The organism is Streptomyces sp. 8L (assembly GCF_020176795.1).
Lineage (GTDB): Bacteria > Actinomycetota > Actinomycetes > Streptomycetales > Streptomycetaceae > Streptomyces.
In genome coordinates, this window is record NZ_JAIUKE010000245.1 from 1 (window position 1) to 18,543 (window position 18,543).

At 73.1% G+C, this 18,543-nt stretch carries 13 protein-coding genes; 7 read left to right on the top strand and 6 right to left on the bottom strand.

Annotated features, from left to right (window positions below):
• Positions 1–392: 392 nt before the first annotated feature.
• On the top strand, positions 393–2,024 hold the full coding sequence (locus tag LCE31_RS20665) for a Na+/H+ antiporter (protein ID WP_225016286.1): 1,632 nt from the start codon (positions 393–395) through the stop codon (positions 2,022–2,024).
• 21 nt (positions 2,025–2,045) lie between these two features.
• Here the strand turns inward: LCE31_RS20665 and LCE31_RS20670 are convergent, their stop codons facing one another.
• The 3 genes from LCE31_RS20670 to LCE31_RS20680 all read right to left on the bottom strand — a co-directional run bounded on the left by LCE31_RS20670 (position 2,046) and on the right by LCE31_RS20680 (position 4,835).
• A complete protein-coding gene (locus LCE31_RS20670) occupies positions 2,046–3,131 on the bottom strand; it encodes an alkene reductase (protein WP_225016288.1) in 1,086 nt (361 codons plus the stop codon).
• A gap of 73 nt (positions 3,132–3,204) precedes the next feature.
• Positions 3,205–3,807 (bottom strand): NADPH-dependent F420 reductase, encoded by a 603-nt coding sequence (locus LCE31_RS20675; RefSeq protein WP_225016290.1) that lies wholly within the window; start codon positions 3,805–3,807, stop codon positions 3,205–3,207.
• A 20-nt stretch (positions 3,808–3,827) separates the two neighbouring features.
• Positions 3,828–4,835, bottom strand: coding sequence for an alcohol dehydrogenase catalytic domain-containing protein (locus tag LCE31_RS20680; protein WP_225016292.1), 1,008 nt, complete (start codon positions 4,833–4,835; stop codon positions 3,828–3,830).
• 106 nt (positions 4,836–4,941) lie between these two features.
• Here LCE31_RS20680 and LCE31_RS20685 point away from each other — a divergent pair, with 106 nt between their 5' ends.
• Both LCE31_RS20685 and LCE31_RS20695 read left to right on the top strand, forming a co-directional pair.
• Positions 4,942–5,550 carry a TetR/AcrR family transcriptional regulator gene (locus LCE31_RS20685; RefSeq protein ID WP_225016294.1) on the top strand — a complete coding sequence of 203 codons (609 nt, stop codon included), beginning with the start codon at positions 4,942–4,944 and terminating at the stop codon, positions 5,548–5,550.
• Between the two features lie 159 nt (positions 5,551–5,709).
• The gene (locus LCE31_RS20695; RefSeq protein WP_225016312.1) at positions 5,710–5,973 is read left to right on the top strand and encodes a hypothetical protein; all 264 of its coding nucleotides are present in this window, start codon (positions 5,710–5,712) and stop codon (positions 5,971–5,973) included.
• Positions 5,974–5,985: 12 nt separating this feature from the next.
• Here LCE31_RS20695 and LCE31_RS20700 read toward each other — a convergent pair whose 3' ends face one another.
• From LCE31_RS20700 to LCE31_RS20710, 3 genes are all read right to left on the bottom strand, one after another.
• Positions 5,986–8,034: an FUSC family protein gene (locus tag LCE31_RS20700; RefSeq protein ID WP_225016296.1), complete on the bottom strand. Its 2,049-nt coding sequence runs from the start codon at positions 8,032–8,034 to the stop codon at positions 5,986–5,988.
• Between the two features lie 160 nt (positions 8,035–8,194).
• Positions 8,195–9,598, bottom strand: coding sequence for a M1 family metallopeptidase (locus LCE31_RS20705; protein ID WP_225016298.1), 1,404 nt, complete (start codon positions 9,596–9,598; stop codon positions 8,195–8,197).
• 309 nt (positions 9,599–9,907) lie between these two features.
• Positions 9,908–10,939: a LacI family DNA-binding transcriptional regulator gene (locus LCE31_RS20710; RefSeq protein WP_225016300.1), complete on the bottom strand. Its 1,032-nt coding sequence runs from the start codon at positions 10,937–10,939 to the stop codon at positions 9,908–9,910.
• A 170-nt stretch (positions 10,940–11,109) separates the two neighbouring features.
• Here LCE31_RS20710 and LCE31_RS20715 point away from each other — a divergent pair, with 170 nt between their 5' ends.
• From LCE31_RS20715 to LCE31_RS20730, 4 genes are all read left to right on the top strand, one after another.
• Positions 11,110–12,441 (top strand): MFS transporter, encoded by a 1,332-nt coding sequence (locus LCE31_RS20715; protein ID WP_225016303.1) that lies wholly within the window; start codon positions 11,110–11,112, stop codon positions 12,439–12,441.
• A gap of 166 nt (positions 12,442–12,607) precedes the next feature.
• Complete coding sequence (locus tag LCE31_RS20720) at positions 12,608–16,684, top strand: hypothetical protein (RefSeq protein ID WP_225016305.1); 4,077 nt, start codon at positions 12,608–12,610, stop codon at positions 16,682–16,684.
• Between the two features lie 272 nt (positions 16,685–16,956).
• Positions 16,957–17,349 (top strand): SH3 domain-containing protein, encoded by a 393-nt coding sequence (locus LCE31_RS20725; RefSeq protein ID WP_225016308.1) that lies wholly within the window; start codon positions 16,957–16,959, stop codon positions 17,347–17,349.
• Between the two features lie 235 nt (positions 17,350–17,584).
• The gene (locus LCE31_RS20730; protein WP_225016310.1) at positions 17,585–18,430 is read left to right on the top strand and encodes a SigB/SigF/SigG family RNA polymerase sigma factor; all 846 of its coding nucleotides are present in this window, start codon (positions 17,585–17,587) and stop codon (positions 18,428–18,430) included.
• The last annotated feature ends 113 nt before the right edge of the window (positions 18,431–18,543 follow it).

Sequence of the window (18,543 nt, forward strand, 5' to 3'; positions counted from 1 at the left end):
CCCCCCGCCCCCGCGCCCGCCGGGCGGGCGCGGGCCGGTGAGATCACGCGCGGCTACCGTCCTGCCGCTCCTCGCCGGGCACGGGACCATCACCGGCGTGATCGTCTGAGCACCCTGTCTCCCCTGGAGCGCACGGGGCGACTCGCCGCCGTCCACACCACGGAGAACCCCGGAGCGCCCGCCCGTGACGTGGCCCCCTGAAGAGTGATCACGCCACCGGGGAGCGGCGCGGTCGGACGGCGGCGTCGGGCTTCCTCAGCGGGGCTGTTCCTCCAGGGCTGCGGTTTTCCACGTTTCGGCGCTACGATGACGTGACGACGATACGGTTGCGTTCCGACGTTGCGTTCTGGCGTTGCGTTCCGATGTGCGGCCTACTCGGGGAGTCGTGGGAGGTGCATGTGCAGGAGGTGCTGTTCTTTCTCCTGGCGGCGGTGGCCATGCTCGTGGCGGTCGAGCTGATCGCCGACAGGACAGGGCTGCCGACAGCCGCCCTGCTCACGGTCGGTGGGCTGCTCTACGCGCTCTTGCCGGGACCCGACATCGAAGTTCCGCCCGATGCCGTACTGGCCCTGGTGCTTCCGCCACTGCTCTACAGCGCCGCGCTGAACTCGTCCCTGATCGCGATCCGCAGAAACCTGCGGCCGATCGTGAGCCTGTCCGTGGTGCTGGTACTCGTGACCGCGGCCTCGGTCGGTGTCGGTTTCAGCCTCGTCGTGCCGGGCGCGACGCTCGCGGCCGGGATGGTGCTCGGCGCCGCGGTCTCCCCTCCCGACCCGGTCGCCGCCCTCGCGGCGGCACGGCGAGCCGGCCTGTCCCACAAGCTGACCACCCTCATCGAGGGCGAGGGACTGCTCAACGACGCGACGGCTCTGACCACCCTGACGGTCGCCGTCGCGGCCGTGAGGACCGGCGCCTTCTCCCCCGGGTCGGCGGCACTGCACTTCGTGGCCGCCGCGGCGGGGGGAGCGGGCGTGGGTGTGCTGATCGCCGCGCTCGTGCACGGGCTGCGCCGCGTGATCCGCGAATCGTTGCTGGTCAACACGATCTCCTTGGCAACCCCCTTCGCCGCCTACCTGCTCGGCGAACTGCTGCACACATCAGCCGTACTCGCGGTCGTGGTCGCGGGGCTGCTGATCGGCCACGACACCCCGCGGGCCGTCTCGGGCAGCAGCCGCCTGCAGACGAGAGCGGTCTGGCGGCTCGCCGACTTCCTCCTGGAGGGCTTCGTCTTCCTGCTCATCGGCCAGCAGCTTCCTCTGGTACTGCACGGTCTGCGCGCCTATCCGGTCTCCGTCCTCCTCCTGGCGGCGGGAACCACCCTGGGGTGTGTCCTGCTCGTGCGGCCTGCGTGGCTCTTCGGCTCCCAATGGCTGACACGGCGACGGCGGCTCGGTCCCGCCCAGCTCGAACGCGACGCGGAGCAGGCGCTGTCCGGCCGGGAGATCGCCGCGATGAGCTGGGCCGGCACGCGCGGCGTCATCACCATCACCAGCACTCTCACGCTGCCGCTCACCACCCGTGCGGGAACGCTGTTCCCCGACCGCAACCTGCTGCTGTTCTGTGCCTATCTGGTCGTTGTCGTCACCCTCGTCGGCCAGGGCCTGACCTTCGCGCCACTCGTGCGACGACTGCGGCTGCGCGGCGAGCCCGACCACACAGAACTACACGCGGGCGCGCGTGCCGCCGCGGCCCGGGCGGCTCTGTCGCAGCTGGACGCCATCGCCCACGAGCACCTCCTCGACGCGTCCACCGTCGACCGTTTGCGGCGCGGCCTCACACACCGCGCGCAACAGGGGTCCCCACCGCCCAGCCCCCAGGGCCCAACGCTCCCACCGCAGCAATCCGGGCACGCGGCCTTCGCCGAAGCCGTGAGCCGGGCGCAGCGGCAGGTGATCGACGTCCAGCGCACCGAGTTGATCCGCTGGCGTCGCGCGGGACGCCTGCCCGACGACAGCCTCCGGCTGCTGCACAACGAACTCGACCACGAAGAGGGATCGCTCGGCGACGCCGGCCACGAGTACTGACGGCGGGAGCACGACAGGCCGTCAGCCGGCCGTGAAGGCGGGGTAGTCGGTGTAGCCCTCGGCGTCGCCGGCGTAGTAGGTGTCCCGGTCGCCCTCGGCCAACCGGTGGCCCCGCGCGAAGCGCTCGACCAGGTCGGGGTTGGCGATGAAAGGGGCGCCGAAGGAGACCGCGTCGACGATCCCCTGGTCGAGGATCTCGTTGCCGAGTGCCTGGGTGAAACCGAGGTTGGCGACGATGTTGCCCCGGTAGTGGGCGCGGTAGCGGGAGAAGAGGGCGACGCGCTCCTCGATCGTGCCGGGCGCGCCCAGGAGGTGGAGATAGGCAAGGCCGCGGTCGTCGAGCTTCTTGAGCAGCTGGTCGTAGTCGGCGAGTGTCTCCTCGTCCGCGGTGAACGCGGTTCCGCTGGTCCAGCCCGGGGACAGTTTCACGGCCACGCGGTCGCTGCCCCACACCTCACCGACGGCATCGAGGGCGTCGAGGAGGAACCGGGCCCGCTTCTCGCCGCTGCCTCCGTAGGCATCGGTCCGCCGGTTGAGTCGGGGGTTGAGGAACTGCGGGATCAAATGGGAGCCCTGGGCGTGCAGTTCGACGCCGTCGAAGCCGGCTCGGCGGGCGTTCTCGGCCGCACGGCGGTAGTCGGCGATGGTGTCCGCGATCTCGGCGGCGGTGTAGGCACGTGGAGTGAGGGTGTCCTTCGGGCCGCTGGGGGTGAAGGACTTCTCGCCGGGGTTGACGGCGGAGGGCCCGGCGGGCAGTCGGCCGCCGTGGTGGTCCGGGTGGGAGATCGCGCCGACGTGGCCGAACTGGGAGACTATCCGTCCGCCCGCCTCGTGGACGGCTTCCGTGACCTTGGCCCAGCCGTCGGTCTGGGTGTCGGTGTAGATGCCGGGAACGTTGATGAAGCCGATCGCCTCGGGGCTGACCCACGTCCCCTCGGTGACGATCAGACCGGCACCCGCGCGCTGCTCGTAGTAGGTGGCCGTCAGGCCGGTCGGGGCCAGTTCCGGGTTCTGGGCGCGGGCCCGCGTCATGGGGGCCATGACGGCACGGTTGGGGAGTTCCAGTGCGCCGAGACGGACGGGCCGGAGCAGGGGCTGAGTGGTCATGGGTGACTTCCTTGTACCGGGGAGGGGGCAGGGGCGGACGATGAGGAGAGTGAGGAGTGGGCGAGGACCCGGCTCAGTCCTGTTTGAGGGCGTGGAGGCCGGAGAGCGGGCCGCCGAGCTGCATGAGGCGTCCCCCCTCGCGCAAGGAGCCGAGGTCGACGGGGGCGAACCCGAAGGCAGCGGTGAGGTCCCCGACGGTGGTCTTGGCGCCGGCGTCGTCACCCGCGAGGAACAGCACCTGGCGTCCGGCCGGATGACGCGGGTCCGCGGCGATGTACTGGCCGTAGAGGGTGTTGAACGCCTTGACGAGGCGGGCCCCGTTCAGCAGCGAGGCGACCCATTCGCTGCCGGTCAGCTCGCCCAGGTCGGCGATCTTCGCATGCGGGGGTGGAGCGAGGAACTGGTTGGTGGCGTCGATGACGACGCGCCCGCCGAAGGGTGGCAGGCCGTCCACCGCGTCCGGGATCTGCGCCCAGCCGACGGCGAGCACGACGAGCTCCGCCGCCGCGGCCTCTTCGCGAGTGCCAGCACGGGCGAGTGGCCCGAGTTCGCCGGCGAGCGCGGCCAGGGAGGCGGGGCCGCGGCTGTTGCTCAGTACGACCTGGTGGCCGTGGGCCACGGCGTGGCGGGCGATGGCCCGGGCGACGGTTCCGGCGCCGATGGTTCCGATCTTCATGGCAGTGCCCTTCGTGGGGTTCAGGAGGCGGGACCGGTGAGCAGGACGGTCCCGTTCTTGCCCGGGCGGCGGACATGGCCGACAGCGTCCGCGAAGTCCGCGAGGTCGTAGCGTGCGGCGACCTCGAAGAGCTCTGGGGCGCTGACGGCGAGACGGGCGGCGAAGGCGATGTCCTCGGCCCGTTCCTCAGGGGTGCGGCTCATCCACCGGAGGACGGAAACGCCCCGCACCGTCAGGACCCGCGAGGTCAGCGCGAGCGATTCCAGCGGCGTGCTGCCGGAACCGAGTTGCCCGTAGGCGATCAGCGTGCCGCCATCGGCGAGCAGCCCGGCCAGCTCACCGGTCAGGGACCCGCCCACCGCGTCCAGTACGACCTGGGCGCCCCGGCCGCCGGTCGCGTCCCGGACCTGAGCGCGCCAGTCCGCGTCGGCCGTCGAGATGGTGGCGAGCCCGGGGAATCGCTGCCGCAGACTGCGCGCCCCCGTGGTGCCGCGCACGAGATTGACCAGCGGGATGCCCTGCCTGAGCGCCACGGCGCTGACCAGTTTCCCCACCGAGGAACCGGCGGCCGTCTGCACCACCGCGCCGCTCTGGCCGTGTCGGGCGTCCTCGACCGCCCGTAGCAGGATCAGCAGGGTGAGCGGGTTGACCAGCATGAGGGCCGCAGTCTCGTCACTGACGGCCTCGGGCACCGGCACCACAAGACCGGCGGGTGCCGTGACGGCTTCGCCCCAGGCGCCCTGTACCGGGAAGAACGCCACCCGCTGACCCGGCCGCAGATCCCGTACGCCCTTGCCGACGGTCTCGATGACGCCCATTCCCTCGACGCCCGGAATCCGGGGCGTGGCGAACCGCTGTCGCGGCCCGTCCGGAAGGCCCTCCACCCCCGCCAGGTCGCCGGGGTGGATCGGCCGGGACAGTACCCGCACCCGCACCTGCCCGGCCCCGGGCGCGGCCGGGGCGGGCTGCTCGCTCAGGCTCAGTACCCGCCCGGGGTCTCCGTACCTGTCGTGGGTGATGGCGCGCATGGCGGCTCCCTTCGGCGACTATTAATGTCATCCATCATTGAAACTGTCGCTATGATGAAAGGAATCATTAAAAAGGTCAAGCCGAGAGCGACGGGAGAGGACGGCCATGCCGCGGATCACCAAGGAGGACAAGGCCCGCAACCGGCAGAACATCCTCGACGCGGCGGGCCGCATGTTCCGCGCCCAGGGCATCGACGCGGTCGGCATCGCCGAGTTGATGAAGGAAGCCGGACTCACCCATGGCGGCTTCTACAACCACTTCGCTTCCAAGAACGACCTGGCCGTGGAGGTGTGCGGCGCCTCCTTCGCCGCCTCGCTCGGGGCAATGGCCCGGATGATCGAGGACGGTCGGGACGAAGCCGGGTCTCCGCTCGAGCGGGTCGTGGCCGGGTACCTGTCCGCCGCGCACCGAGACGCCCCGGACGGCGGCTGCCCCTCCGCCTCCCTGGTCACCGACGCCGGACGGCACAGCGAAGCCGTACAGAGCGCGTATGCCGAAGGCGTCGAGGGATACCTCGCGGGCTTCGCCGCCGAGTTCCTGCGGGAGGCCAGGGAAGAGGGGTACGAGCCGGACCCGGGCGAGGCCCGCCGTACGGCCGTCCGCCTGCTCAGCGAGATGGTCGGCGCGCTGATGCTCGCCCGCGCCGTACGCCACGTCGAGCCCGGGCTGTCCGACGAGATCCTGCGGACCGGCCGCGTCCACGCGCTCGACTGACGGACGCCTCGGGACCGCGACGGGCACAGGCTCGAACCGAGATCGTCTTGTACTCCGCATACGGGCCGAGCCCGACGGAGCCGAACTCGCAGCCGATGCCGCTGCCCTTGCAGCCGCAGAACGAGCCGTCGAACGACGGCGGGGAGCCGCCCCCTCGGCCTGGATCGGCACGTCTCCCGGGACGCGGTGCTCTCGTTCAAGTTCCAGGCGCTCGGCTCGGTCGCGGGCATCGCCCGTGCGATCGCCGCCTTCGAGTCGCTGCTCGGCGAGGCGGAGGCTCACGAGGTCGTCGCGGGGGTGACATTGCTCGCCGGCGGCCTGGGGCAGACGGCCAATCCGCCCCGGACGCCGGCCCGGCTCTCCACCGAGCGGCCCGGTCTCGGGCACGCGGTGGTCGACCTGCCGGTCGAGCTGGCTCGCTGACGCTCGCCCTGGTCACCGGTCTGACGGCCCGCGCCGCCGACCGGGGCCGAGGCGCCGGCCCGCGCTCTCCGAGGTGGCGACGGCGCGCGCCGCGCGGACCTGTTCGCGCAGGACATGGAGGACGGGGCTGTCCTCGGGGCCGTGCTCCGCCGCCACCCGCGGCAGCGCCATGTGCGCCCTGACACCCGCCGCGAGCTCCAGCAGCTGGTTCTCGACGGCCCGCACTTCCGCGGGCGGGGGCGGCGGCGCGCCCTGTCCGACGTCCTGCTGGGCCGCGATGATCGCGTCGACCACCCGCTCGACGGCGACGACCAGCGGCCACCACTCGGCCGCGAGTGTCGAGGTGGGACGCGGCTCGGTCATGGCACGGCGGAACTCGGCCCGCACGGCGGACAGTTCGCGGTACAGGCGGCGCCGGGCGCGCGCCGGGGCCTCGTCGCCCGCCGCCGCGGCCCCTGCGGGGCCCTGCGCACGTGTCGAGCCCGTGCCCTGTCTCGGGGCCGTGCCCGGCGCGAGGCAGATCACGGCGTATCCTGCCGCGTCGGCGATGACGGCGGCGAGCCGGTCCCCGACCCGTGCGTGCCAGCTCTCCGGCCACAGCAGGTAGCCCACGACCAGGGCGATGGCGCAGCCGATGAAGCTGTCCACGAGCCGGGGCAGCAGCAGCCCGAAGCCCTGGTGGTTCAGCACGTCGGAGAGCAGCAGGATCAACGGGGTGATGGCCGTGGTCTGGTACGCGTACCCCCTGGCCGCCATGACCGGCAGCAGCACCGCGAGTACCGCCATCAAGACCACGGACCACCAGCCGTAGGGGGCGGCGGCGAGCACCGCGGCGGCCACGCCGAGGCCCAGGACCGTGCCGATCGCGCGCATGACGGCGCGGGAGAAGACCGAGCCCATGTCGGGCTTGAGGACGAAGGCCACGGTGAGGGCGACCCAGTAGGAGCGCGGCACCGGCACCACCGACACGAGCGTCTGCGCGATGCCCACGCACAGCGCGAGCCGCAGCCCGTAGCGCCGGGCGGCGCCCGAGCGCAGCACGGTGCGCGCCGCGCGCCGGCCACGTACCGGCAGCGGAGCCGGCCTGCCGAGCCGGTCGCCCGGCGCAGCCTCCCCACCGCGCACCACGGACGCCGTGTAGCGCAGGGCCGTCTCGACGGCCCGCTCGGCCCGGCCGGCCTCCCGACCGGCCGGCGGCGGGTCGCCGGCACCGCCGGCGGGCGGGCGCCCCTCGATCGTGTCCGCCAGCGCCCGTACGGCGGCGGGCACCGCGGCGGGCAGCGGCCTGCCGGTGTGGTGCGCGGCGGGCGCCGCCTCCAGCAGCGGGGTCAGCGCGTCGAGCCGCGCGAGCAGGGCGAAGGCGGCCGACCGCTGGCTCCGCTCCCCGGCGCGGCGCGCGAGGACGAGGTCGTGGGCGTGGTCGAGGCGCCGGGTGGTCGCCTGCCGCCGCGTCTCGTAGCCGTCGCCGCCCGCCGCGGCCAGTTGGTCGGCGACCGCCCGGTAGGCGGCGGCGACGGCGGCCCGTTCGGGCGCCGCGCCCCGCAGCGGCCAGGCGAGCAGGGACAGCAGCAGGACGAACGCGCCGCCGCCGAGGAACAGCGCGGGCGCCAGCCACACGGGACCCGGCACCGGCAGCCCGGCCTCGATGATCGTGTTGATGAGCAGGAGCAGGGCGGCGGCCGAGGCGAGCGGGCCGATCGAGGAGATCAGGCCGGAGGCGAGGCCGACCGCGGTGACGACGCCGACGGCGAGGGCGCCGTGCCCGAAGACCGCCGCGCCGATGACGACGCCGACCGCCCCGGCCAGCTGCGGTACGGCGATGCCGAGGACCCGCATCCGGTAGGAGTCCGCGGTGTCGTTGATGACAGCGAACTGCGCGCCGATCCCGGCGAGCGCCCCGTAGGCGGGGCGGTCCAGCGCGAACCCGAGCGCGAGCGGCCCCGCCACACCGACGCACGCCCGCACCGCGGCGGGCCAGGGCACGGGCCCGGGGTTCGGGCGCAGGGCCGCCGCGAGCCACTCGGGGGTTCGCCGGCGCCCGCCGGTCCTGGCCGTGCGCACCACTGTTCGTCCTCCTGGGCCGGTCGCCGGCGCCGGCCGGTGGGCCGGGGCGCCGGGCGCGGGGACGGCTCCGCGCCGCACCCCAGCATGGCCCCCGACCGGCGCGGACGGGCGCAAGGGGCCGCGCCGGGCCGCGCCGGTTCACCAGGGTGGTGCGGTGTTACGGGAGGGCCGGGCGGCCCGGTGTCTCCAGCCAGGTGTGGAAGAGGCCGGTGAGGTCCTGGTGGGACACCTTCTGCGCGAGGGCCTCGAACTCCTCGGTGGTGCCGTTGCCGTAGCGGTGTGCCACCGTCCAGGCGGGGAGCAGCCTGAAGAACGCCTTGTCGCCGATCCGCTCGCGCAGCGCCTCGAGCGTCATCGCGCCGCGCGTGTAGACCGCGTCGGCGAACATCGTGTCGCGCTGCGGGTCGTCCACCCGGGTCTGCCAGAAGTCGTCGGCCGCGGGGCGGGCGTTGTACTCGCTCACGAAGTCCTCGCGGGTGGTGTGCGTGCCCCGGTGCTCGTCCCACAGCCACTGGGCGTAGGTGGCGAAGCCCTCGTTCAGCCAGATGTCCTTCCACTGGGCGACGGACACCTCGTCGCCGAACCACTGGTGTGCCAGTTCGTGGACGATGGTCGACTCGCTGCGCACGGCGGAGTAGGCGGGCTTCGACTGGACTTCGAGGGAGAAGCCGGCCTGGGGCATGTCGTCCACGATGGCTCCCGTCTCCTCGAAGGGGTAGGGGCCGAACAGCTTGCTCCAGTAGTCGGTGGCCTCCGCGGTCACCTTGTAGACGTCGACCGTGCCTTTCGGCAGCACCGGGTCGGTCGCCACGTAGATCGGTGTGCCGGCGGGTGTCCTGCCCTGCTGGACGTCGAACTTGCCGATGGTGGCGGTCGCGAGGTACGTCGCCATCGGCTTGGACTCGCGCCAGTGGAAGTGCGAACGGCCATTGCGCGTACCGGAGTCGACGAGGCGCCCGTTGGACACACCGGTCAGGCCCTTCGGCGCGTCGATGTCGATGTCGTACGTGGCCTTGTCGCTCGGGTGGTCGCTCGAGGGGAACCACGAGGAGGCCGCGTTCGGTTCGCAGGCCACGAAGACGCCGTCGGTGGTCTTCATCCAGCCGTACTGCGAGCCGAAGACGATCGGGCCGCTGAGCGGCTCCGGTATGCCGTGGTAGGCGAGGGAGACGCGGAAGGTGTGGTTCTTGGCGAGCGCCCTCGCGGGGGTGATGGTGATCTCGTCGGCGGATCTGGTGAAGCGGGCGTCGCGGCCGTCGACGCGCACCGAGTCCACGGTCAGTTTCTGCAGGTCGAGGTCGAAGGAGCTGAGGTTCTCCGTGGCCTTCGCGGTCAGTGTGGTCGTCCCGTCGAGCACGTCGGTGTCCGGGTTGTAGGACACGCCCAGGTCGTAGTGGAGCGCGTCGAAGCCGCCGTTGCCGAGGTCCGGGAAGTACGGGTCGCCGATGCCGGGGGCGCCCGGCGAGGCGCCGGGGGCAGCGGCGATGGCGAACGCGGAGGCGACGGCGGTCGCGAGGGCGAGCCAGCGGGACGTACGACGGGCCGAACGTGACAGAGCCATGACAGCCTTTCGGTTGCGCGGTGCCGGTGACCGATCCAGCACACTCTGCTCCGCCCGGCGCCCGCTCACTCCGCGAGACGCAAAATTTCTTCGAACTTCGTTAAAAAACTGGGTAGTTAAGGCGGGTACGCGTGAATTGTCCGGGCCTTCCGGCAGCCACGGCCCCACGCGGCCGAGAGGCCGTGGCACACCCGCGGGCCAGGGGCCGGGGAGCACACCTGCGGCCGAGGGCCGGGGGAGCACACCTGCGGGCGAAGGGCCGGGGAGCACACTTCGCCCCGGTCTTCCGGGAGGTGGGGCACCGCCCCGTCAGCGCGGCGCGGGGCCCGTCGTCGCACGCGTCACCAGGCTCGGTGACACGGACACCAGCACCGCTCTCTCCCGCCCCTCGATCCGCTCGAGCAGCAGCCGCGCGGCCGTCGCCCCCATCAGCTCGCCCGCCTGGTCGACGCTGGTCAGCCGCACCGGCGCGAGCGCCGCGACCGCCGTGTTGTTGTACCCCGCGAGGGACACGTCCCGAGGGACGCGCAGCCCGAGTTCGTACGCCGCGCGGAAGACTCCCATCGCCGCCACGTCGGCGCCGGCGAACACCGCCGTCGGCCGGGAAGTGCCCGATAGCAGCTCCATCCCGGCCAGGTAGCCGCCCTCCTCGGAGTAGGCCGTCGTCGCGACGCGCGCGTACTCGGCCAGGCCGTGCCGGCGCATCGCGTCCTCGTATCCGCGCCGCTGCACCCGCTCGGGCGTGCCCGACCATCCCGCGTCGTTGCCGTGCGCGGACGTCAGGGCGATCCGCCGGTGCCCGAGGCCGACGAGGTGGTCGACGACGAGTCCGGCGCCCTCGGCGTCCGCGTCCACCACCGAGTCGTACACGTCGGCGGTGTCGTGGTGGCCGATGACCACGGTGGGCACGGTGGCGGCGACCGCCGCCACCTCCTTCCGCGCGAAGCCGGGACCGATCAGGATCAGCCCGTCCATCTGCCGGTCCACCATGGCCCGCGCCAGTTTCGTCTGGTCCTCGGCCCCGAAGCCGGCCGCGCCGAGCAGCATCTGGTAGTCCGTGCCGCGCAGCCGCTCGCCCACCCCGTCGAGGATGTCGGCGAAGAACGCGTTGCGCAGATTGTCCAGAAGGACGCCGATCGTGTACGTACGGCCGCGCATGCCGCGCGCCGCCGCGTGCGGCCGGTAGTCCAGCGCCTCCATCGCCTCGCGGACCCGCTCGCGCATCGCGTCGCTGACTCCGTATGCGTTCCTGAGCACCTTCGAGACCGCCGACGTGGACACACCGGCGTACCGCGCCACATCGGTGATGGTCACACGCCGCCCGCCGCCGACCGGGTGCATTGGTACGCCTCCGCTTTCCGGCCGCCCGCAATCGGGTACAGCCCTGGTTTCACGCAATGTTCCACCACAACGTTCCACAACCTTACGCACGTGTCTTGACGACGAACGGGCGCACGGCCCTACGGTGGCCTCCCCCCGGTTGGAGAACGTTCTACGCGAGGAGCCGCAGCATGGGACAACCGGCACCCGGCGGCCGTACGGCTGGAGACTCCCCCGACGACGTACAGGTCAAGGACGGCGTCCCGGCCGACGGCATCAGCCGCCAGCAGTGGAAGTGGTCGGCGCTCGCCGGTATGGCGTCCTACCTCGACGCGGGGTCGATCGTGGCGATCGGCTCGGGTCTCGCCCTCTTCCAGGAACACCTCCACCTCCCGACGTCGGGCCTGACGGGCGTGGGCGCGCTCGCCGCCATAGGGCCCAACGCGATCGGCGCCGCCGTCGGTTCGTTCATCGGGGGCCGGCTCGGCGACAAGCTGGGCCGCAAACGGATCTACCAGTACGACCTGCTCGTGTACGCGGCGGCCATACTGCTCATCGCGCTGTCGGTGAACTCCTGGATGCTCTTCCTCGGGACCTTCGTCGTGGGCGTCGCCGTCGGCGCCGACGTGCCGACCTCGCTGGCGCTGGTCGGCGAGTTCTCACCGGTCAGGGCGCGCGGCAAACTGCTGGGGCTGACCCAGGTGGCCTGGAACATCGGCCCCATGATCGTGCTGCTGCTGGCGCTCGCCCTGTCCCACCTGGGCCTGCTGGGCATCCGCATCGTCTTCCTGCACCTGGTCGTCGTCGCGGTCATCACGTGGGCGATGCGGCGCGGCATGACCGAGTCCGCGATGTGGAAGGCGGCGGCGGAACGCGGCGCCGCAAGCAGGGCCCGGGTACGGGCACTGTTCAGCGGCGCACACTTCAAGGCGCTCAGCTGGACGGGCAGCTTCTACGTCTTCCAGGGGCTGGCGGCCGGGACGTCGGGGCTGTTCACCCCGTACATGGTGAAGAACCTCGGCGCCGGCGACCAGACCGTCTCGGTCGCCCTGTCGTGCGCGGGGTTCGGCATCGGCATCGTGGCGACGGTCTTCATCTACATGCCCTTCAGCGACCGCAACCACCACACGCGCAAGCAGCTGTGGCTGTCGGGCGCGATCATGCAGATCGTCGCGTACGGGCTGTTCCTGTTCTTCCCGTTCACCGTGCCGACGATCCTGCTGAACACGTTCCTGTTCGGCGTCGGCGCCTCGCTCGCCGGTGACGCCTTCTACAAGACCGTCAGCCAGGAGCTGTTCCCGACGATGCTGCGCGGTACCGCCCAGGGCTTCACGTTCGGGGTCGCGCGCGCGTGCCTCGGTGTGTGGAGCTACTACGTGCCGCACCTGGCGAGCGCCGGCATCACCACGGTCGCGGCGCTGCTGTGCGCGTTCCTGTTCATCAGCGGCTGCATCGGCTTCTTCTTCATGCCGGACACCGTGGGCAAGCCGCTCGACAACATCCAGCTGGAACGGGCGGGTTGACCCTGCGGCGGGGGGCGCACGGCGGACGCGGGGCCGCGCCACGCCGCGCACCGCGCCCCTCCGCAGGCATCGCACACCGCACACACCGCGCACCGCGCCTCTCCGCAGGCACCGCACACCGCACACCGCACGACAGCACCGCCCGCACGGCAGAAAGGCCCCGCTCGTGACCGACGACCAGGTGAAGTCCGCCACCGGCGGCGCGGCCCCGTCCCAAACGGGCCAGGCGGCGCGGCTCCTGTCCCGCTTCACCGATCCGTCCCCCGAGTACGGGCCGCTGCCGCTGTGGTGGTGGAGCGGCGCCACGGTGACCGGGGAGCGGCTGCGCCGCCAGATGGAGCTGCTGCTCGCGCAGGGCGTGCACCAGGCGGTGGTGATCTGCCTGGCCCCGACGGGCCCGATGTTCGGGTCCCTGGCGGACGATCCGCCCTATCTGAGCCCGGAGTGGCTGACGCTCCTCGACGGAGCCTGCGCGGACGCCGAGGAGCTCGGGTTCACCCTGTGGATGTACGACCAGATCGGCTTCTCCGGGGCCAACTTCCAGGGCCTGCTGACCGCACGCGACCCCGAGTTCGCCGGACTCGGCCTCTACCGCACCACCGCGAGCACCGACGGGGGGCCCGCGGTGGTGCGCCCGCCCGCCGGGCACACCGCACTGGCCGCGTACGCCACCGCGCTCGACGGCGAACGTGCGGTGCCGCCGGTGCCGGTGCCGGTGGACGCCGCCGACGGCGCGGCGCGCTGGGAGGGCGCGCCGGTCCGCCTCACCCTCGTGCACAGCGGTGTCAGCGGCTTCGACTACTTCGGCACCGAGGCCTGTGCCGCGCTCCTCGACCAGGTGCACGGCACACTGGAGCGCCACGTGGGCAAGTGGTTCGGCCGCTCCATCGGCGGCTTCTTCCAGGACGAGCTGCCCGCCCTGCCCACCTGGGGCCGGGACTTCGCGGCCACGTTCGCCGCCGCGTACGGCTACGACCTCGTCCCGCGCCTGGCCGCGCTGTGGGAGGGGGAGGACGACGCGTCGGCGCGCGTCCGCCGCGACTACCAGGAGCACCGGGCCGCCCTCGGCCGGCGCGCCTTCTTCGGGCCGCAGCGCGCCTACTTCGAACGGCACGGCCTGATCTGCGGCTTCGACCAGCCCTCGCCGGCCCGCGAGGGCGACCCGGTCGGCGGAGTGAAGGTGTACGGCGACTACCACGCCACCCACCGGGGATACGGCGCGCCCGGCAGCGACCACTGGGGCGACACCAAGGTGCACAGCTCGATGGCGCACGCGAACGGCGAGCCGCGCACCTGGATCGAGGCGTTCCACTCCTCCGGCTGGGGCGGGACGCTGGAGGAGACGTGCGACTGGCTCGCGCCGTTCCTGCGCCGGGGCGCGAACCTCTACGACCCGCACGCCGTGTACTACGCGACACCGGGCGGCTGGTGGGAGTGGGCACCGCCGTCCACCTGCTGGCGGCAGCCGTACTGGCCCGACTACCACGTGTTCGCCGATGCGGTGGCGCGGCTGTGCTCGGTGCTGACCGCCGGGCACCACGTGTGCGACACGGTGCTGCTCTCCCCCACCACGACGGCGCAGAGCTACCTCACGCCGGACGGGCCGCTGGCGCCCGCGCGTGAATCGGCCGCGCTCTACCACCGGTTGAACGGAGTGGGCACCTGGTACGCCGAGCGGCCCGGGGTGCTGGAGAGCGCGGGCCTCGACCACGACGTCCTCGACGAGACGGCGCTCGCACACGCGCGGGTCGCCTCGGACGCGGCCGGGGCGACGCTGTCGGCCGGCGCCGAGACGTACCGCACGGTGGTGCTGCCCGGGCCCCGGGCGCTGCACACGGCGGCGCCCGCGACCCTGGCCGGGTTCGCGCGGGCGGGCGGCCGGGTGGTGTGCGTGGGACGCGCCCCCGAACTCTTCCTCGGCGCGGGCGACGGCGATCACGACGACGGCGGGGAGGGCGGTCGCGGCAGTGCGCCCGGTGACGGCGGCCAGGCCTTCGCCGACGCCCTGGCCGCCGGGCTGATCAGGGTGGTCGCGGAGCCGGAGCAGGTCCCCGCCGCGGTCGCCACCGGGCCCCTGCGGGTCGTCGCCGACGCCCCCTGCCTGCTGCGCCGCGACGGCGCCACCCACATCCTGGCGCTGACCGCGCACGACGGCCTGACGGGCACCCGCGCCCCCATCGTCTCGCTCGGCACGGACGACTGGACCACGCAGGACAACTTCTCCTGGTCCGAGTACTGGCGGCAGTTGCACGAGGACGGCTACACGTACGTACCGTCCGCGGGACGCACCGCCTCGGTACGGATCGAGGGTCCGGCGCGCGCGCCGCGCGCCCAGCGCTGGGACCCGGGCACGGGCGCGCGCACCGAACTCGCCGTCTCCCCCGCCGACGAGGGCGGCTGGCGGCTCGATGTCCCGTTCGCGGACGGCGCGGTGGCGCTGGTGGTCTTCGGCGACGACCTGCCCGCGCCGACCCGGCAGCCGCTCGGAGCCGTGGCGGCGGTGCTGGAGGTGGACGGGCCCTGGCGGGTGCTGGCCTCCTCGACCCTCGACAACCGCTGGGGCGACTTGGCCGCGGCGGACCGGCGCGGAATCCTGCCGGCCGAGGTGTGGCGGATGGAGCACCGGGAGGGCGGCACGGGCGAGTGGCGGCCGGTGACCGCGGGGTTCGGTCCCTTCGCCCTGGTCCGGCACGGCGACGGGGAGTACGAGCCGGTCGAGTGGTCGCTCTCGCGCGGTATCCGCGACGACCCGGTGCACGACTACCGGCTCGGTCCGAAGGGGTATGTGCCGGAGGAGTTCCTCGACGTGCGCGAGGTGCGGGAGGGCGGCGAGGTGTCCGTACGGACGCATCTGGCGCTGCCCGCGGGACCCGGGCCCCGGTGGCTGGCGGTGGGGGCGAACGCCGCGCGGCGCGTGCGGACCGACGGTGTCGATCTGCCGGTCGAGGGCGAGGGCTACCAGACGTTCAGCCCGCTGCCCGCGGAGGCGGCGGGTACCGCCGTGGCGCTCGACCTGGTCCTGACGGCGCGCGAGGACGGCCCGGTGCGCGCGTCCTTCGCCGTCGTACGCGATCCGGACGCGTACCGCAGGCCCGAGTGGATGTCCGCGGGCCCGGGCGGGCACCCGGGCCGCACGTACGACCTGACGCGGCGCCTGGCCCTGGAGCGGCTGCCCGCCGACCCGACGGTCCAGGTCGGCAGCGACGGTGCGTGCACCGTGCTGGTCAACGGCGTGGAGGTGGGCCGCCAGGGCGACTTCAACCCGTATCCGGGCCACCGCGAGGTGCGGGTCCACCCGTACGATCTCGGCGGCGTCCTGCGCGTCGGAGAGAACACCCTGACGCTGCGGCTGACCGACCCGGACGGCGGGCCCACGGCCGCCGCCCTGGACTCGGCGCCGGTGGAGCGCGGCGGCCTCGGCCTGCTGAGCGACGCGCGCTGGAGTGCCGTCGCGGACGGCGCCGTGGCGCCGGTCGTGCTGCGCCCCACCCATCTCGGCCGCGATCCCCGGTCCCTGTGCGCCTGGGCGAGGCCGCACCCGCTGCCGGGCGCCCACTGGCTCGAACCCGCCGCGGCGCAGGGCGGGGTGGTGGAGCCCGTGGTGCCCGACCTGGCGCCCGGGCCCGTGCGGGAGGAGTGGCTGCGGTTCACCGCGCCGCTCGGCGCGAGGTCGCTGCGCGTGCCGACGTCCCTGCGCACGACGCTGGAGACCGGCGGGCGTACGTACGTGCCGGACGCCACCGGCCGGGTGCGGCTGCCCGCCCCCGCCGGCGCGGGCACGCGGGTGGTGCTGCGGGTGGCCGCCGTCGACGGGCGGCGGGGCGGCGCGCTGCTCGACGGCCCCGTCACGGCGGAGCTCGCGGAGGTCCCCGCGCCGCTGGCGAGTTGGGAGGAGCTGGGTCTGCGGGCGCTCGGCGGCGCCGTACGGTACCGGACCGGTCTGACGCTGCCGGCCGGGCCGCCGCGCGGCCGGGCGGTGCTCGATCTGGGCGCGGTGCGCGGCACGGCCGAGGTCACCGTCAACGGGGTGCCCTGCGGCACCCGGGTGTGGGGGCCCTGGACGGCCGAGGTGACGGGCGCGCTGCGCGGCGGCGCCAACACGGTGGAGGTGGTCGTGCGGGGCACGCTCGCCGGATACCTCGACGACGCGTCACCCACCCGCGCGATCGCGGCGGGACAGGTGCGGACGGGGCTGTTCGGACCGGTGCGGCTGCTGGTGTACGAGGCCGGGACCGACGCCTGATCCCGCATCGCGCGCGTCCTGGCCACAGAGCCGGCCCTCACTGGCGTGGCATGTACGCGGCGCAGCGTCGCGGAGTCGGCACGCGCCGTCACAGGACAGCGAAAGGCCAGGTCAGCGGCGGTTCCGCAGGGCCAGAAGCGCTGCCACTGGATCTGACTTTACGCATACTTTTATACCGCCAAAAGGGTGATAAGGCTGTTTCTTTCGGGCGGTTCGCCTTCGTGACGTGCCATTAAGGAGGGGCACAGCAACTCCAGCGAAAGAAGGACTCCATGCACGCATCGCGTGTGGGGCGCCGGGTCGCCACCACCCTCGCCGGGATTCTGATCGCGGGTGCGGCCTCCCTGGCCGCGGCCCCCGCGAACGCGGCGTCCCCCGTTCCGAACGGGGACGCGCACGTCGCCGCACAGCCCGCGAAGGGCACGGCCTGGCAGGAACCGCGCGGCAAGGTCGTGTCGCGCCTGACCCTCGCGGTCCGCGAGCGGCCGACCACCAACTCCCGCTACCTGGGCGGCCTCCGCCCCGGATCGATCGTCTCCATCTCCTGCAAGGTGCGGGGGCAGAACGTCGACGGCAACAACCTCTGGTACAAGCTGGGCAATGGGCGCTCCGGCTACTCCTCCGCGCGCTACATCGAGAATCTGTCGCCGGTTCCGTACTGCTGACACCGGGAGTGCGCGTCACGCGCCGACCTCCTCTGCCGCCGGGCGCCTCGCGCACCCGGCGGCAGAGCCGCGTCCGGGCCGCGGAGCCCGCCGCCTGGACGCCCCCGGGGCTACCCCGGGCGTGACTCGAGTGGCATCATCGGGGCGCCGAAAAAAGATTTCCCTGCGACAAGTGTTGTCGTAGGGAATCGGGGCAGAAGCGCGTCTGCCCCACCGTCCGCGAAGGGATACGGTCATGACCTCCACCACCGTCCGCACCACGGAGCAGGGTGTCGAGCTCCCTCGGATCGAGGACCCGGAGGCCGTCTCGCCCGTCGACGCCCGCGCCCTGTCCAGGCTCTTCTTCGACCGGCTGCGGGTCCTTGAGGAAGGTACGCACGAGTACGCGTACGCCCGGAACACGCTCATCGAGATGAACATGTCGCTGGTGCACTTCGCCGCGCGCCGCTTCGGCCGCCGCGACCAGGTCGAGGACATGATCCAGGTCGGGATGATCGGCCTCATCAAGGCGATCGACCGGTTCGACCTGAGCCGGGAGAACGAGTTCGCGACCTTCGCGGTGCCGTACATCGTGGGCGAGATCAAGCGGTTCTTCCGGGACAGCACCTGGGCCGTGCATGTGCCGCGCCGGCTCCAGGAGATGCGTGTCGAGCTGGCGAAGGCCCGGGACACGCTCTCCGCACGCCTCGACCGGGAGCCGACCGTCGCCGAGCTCGCGGCGCATCTCGGCCGGACCGACGACGAGATCATCGACGGCCTCATCGCGGCGAACGGCTACAGCACGGACTCCCTGGACATGCCCTACGAGAGCGGGGAGGGCGCGGCCCGCAGGTCCGCGACGCTCGCCGATTCGATCGGCTCCTGCGACCCGGGCATGGAGCTGGTGGAGGACCTCACCTCGCTGGCCCCGCTGCTCGCGGAGCTGGACGAGCGGGACCGGACCATCCTGGAGATGCGCTTCGGCAGGGAGTGGACCCAGTCGGAGATCGGCGACGCCCTCGGCATCTCGCAGATGCATGTGTCGCGCCTGCTCAACCGCACTCTGAAGACGCTGCGCTCGGGCCTGCTCGCGGAAGGCTGACCCGGCCCGGGGGGGGGGGGGGGGGGGGGGGGGGGGGGGGGCGGGGGGCGGCGGCGCCCCCCCCGGCCCCGGGCGGCCCGGCACGGGCCCCCCGACCGCGCGACAGACGCACC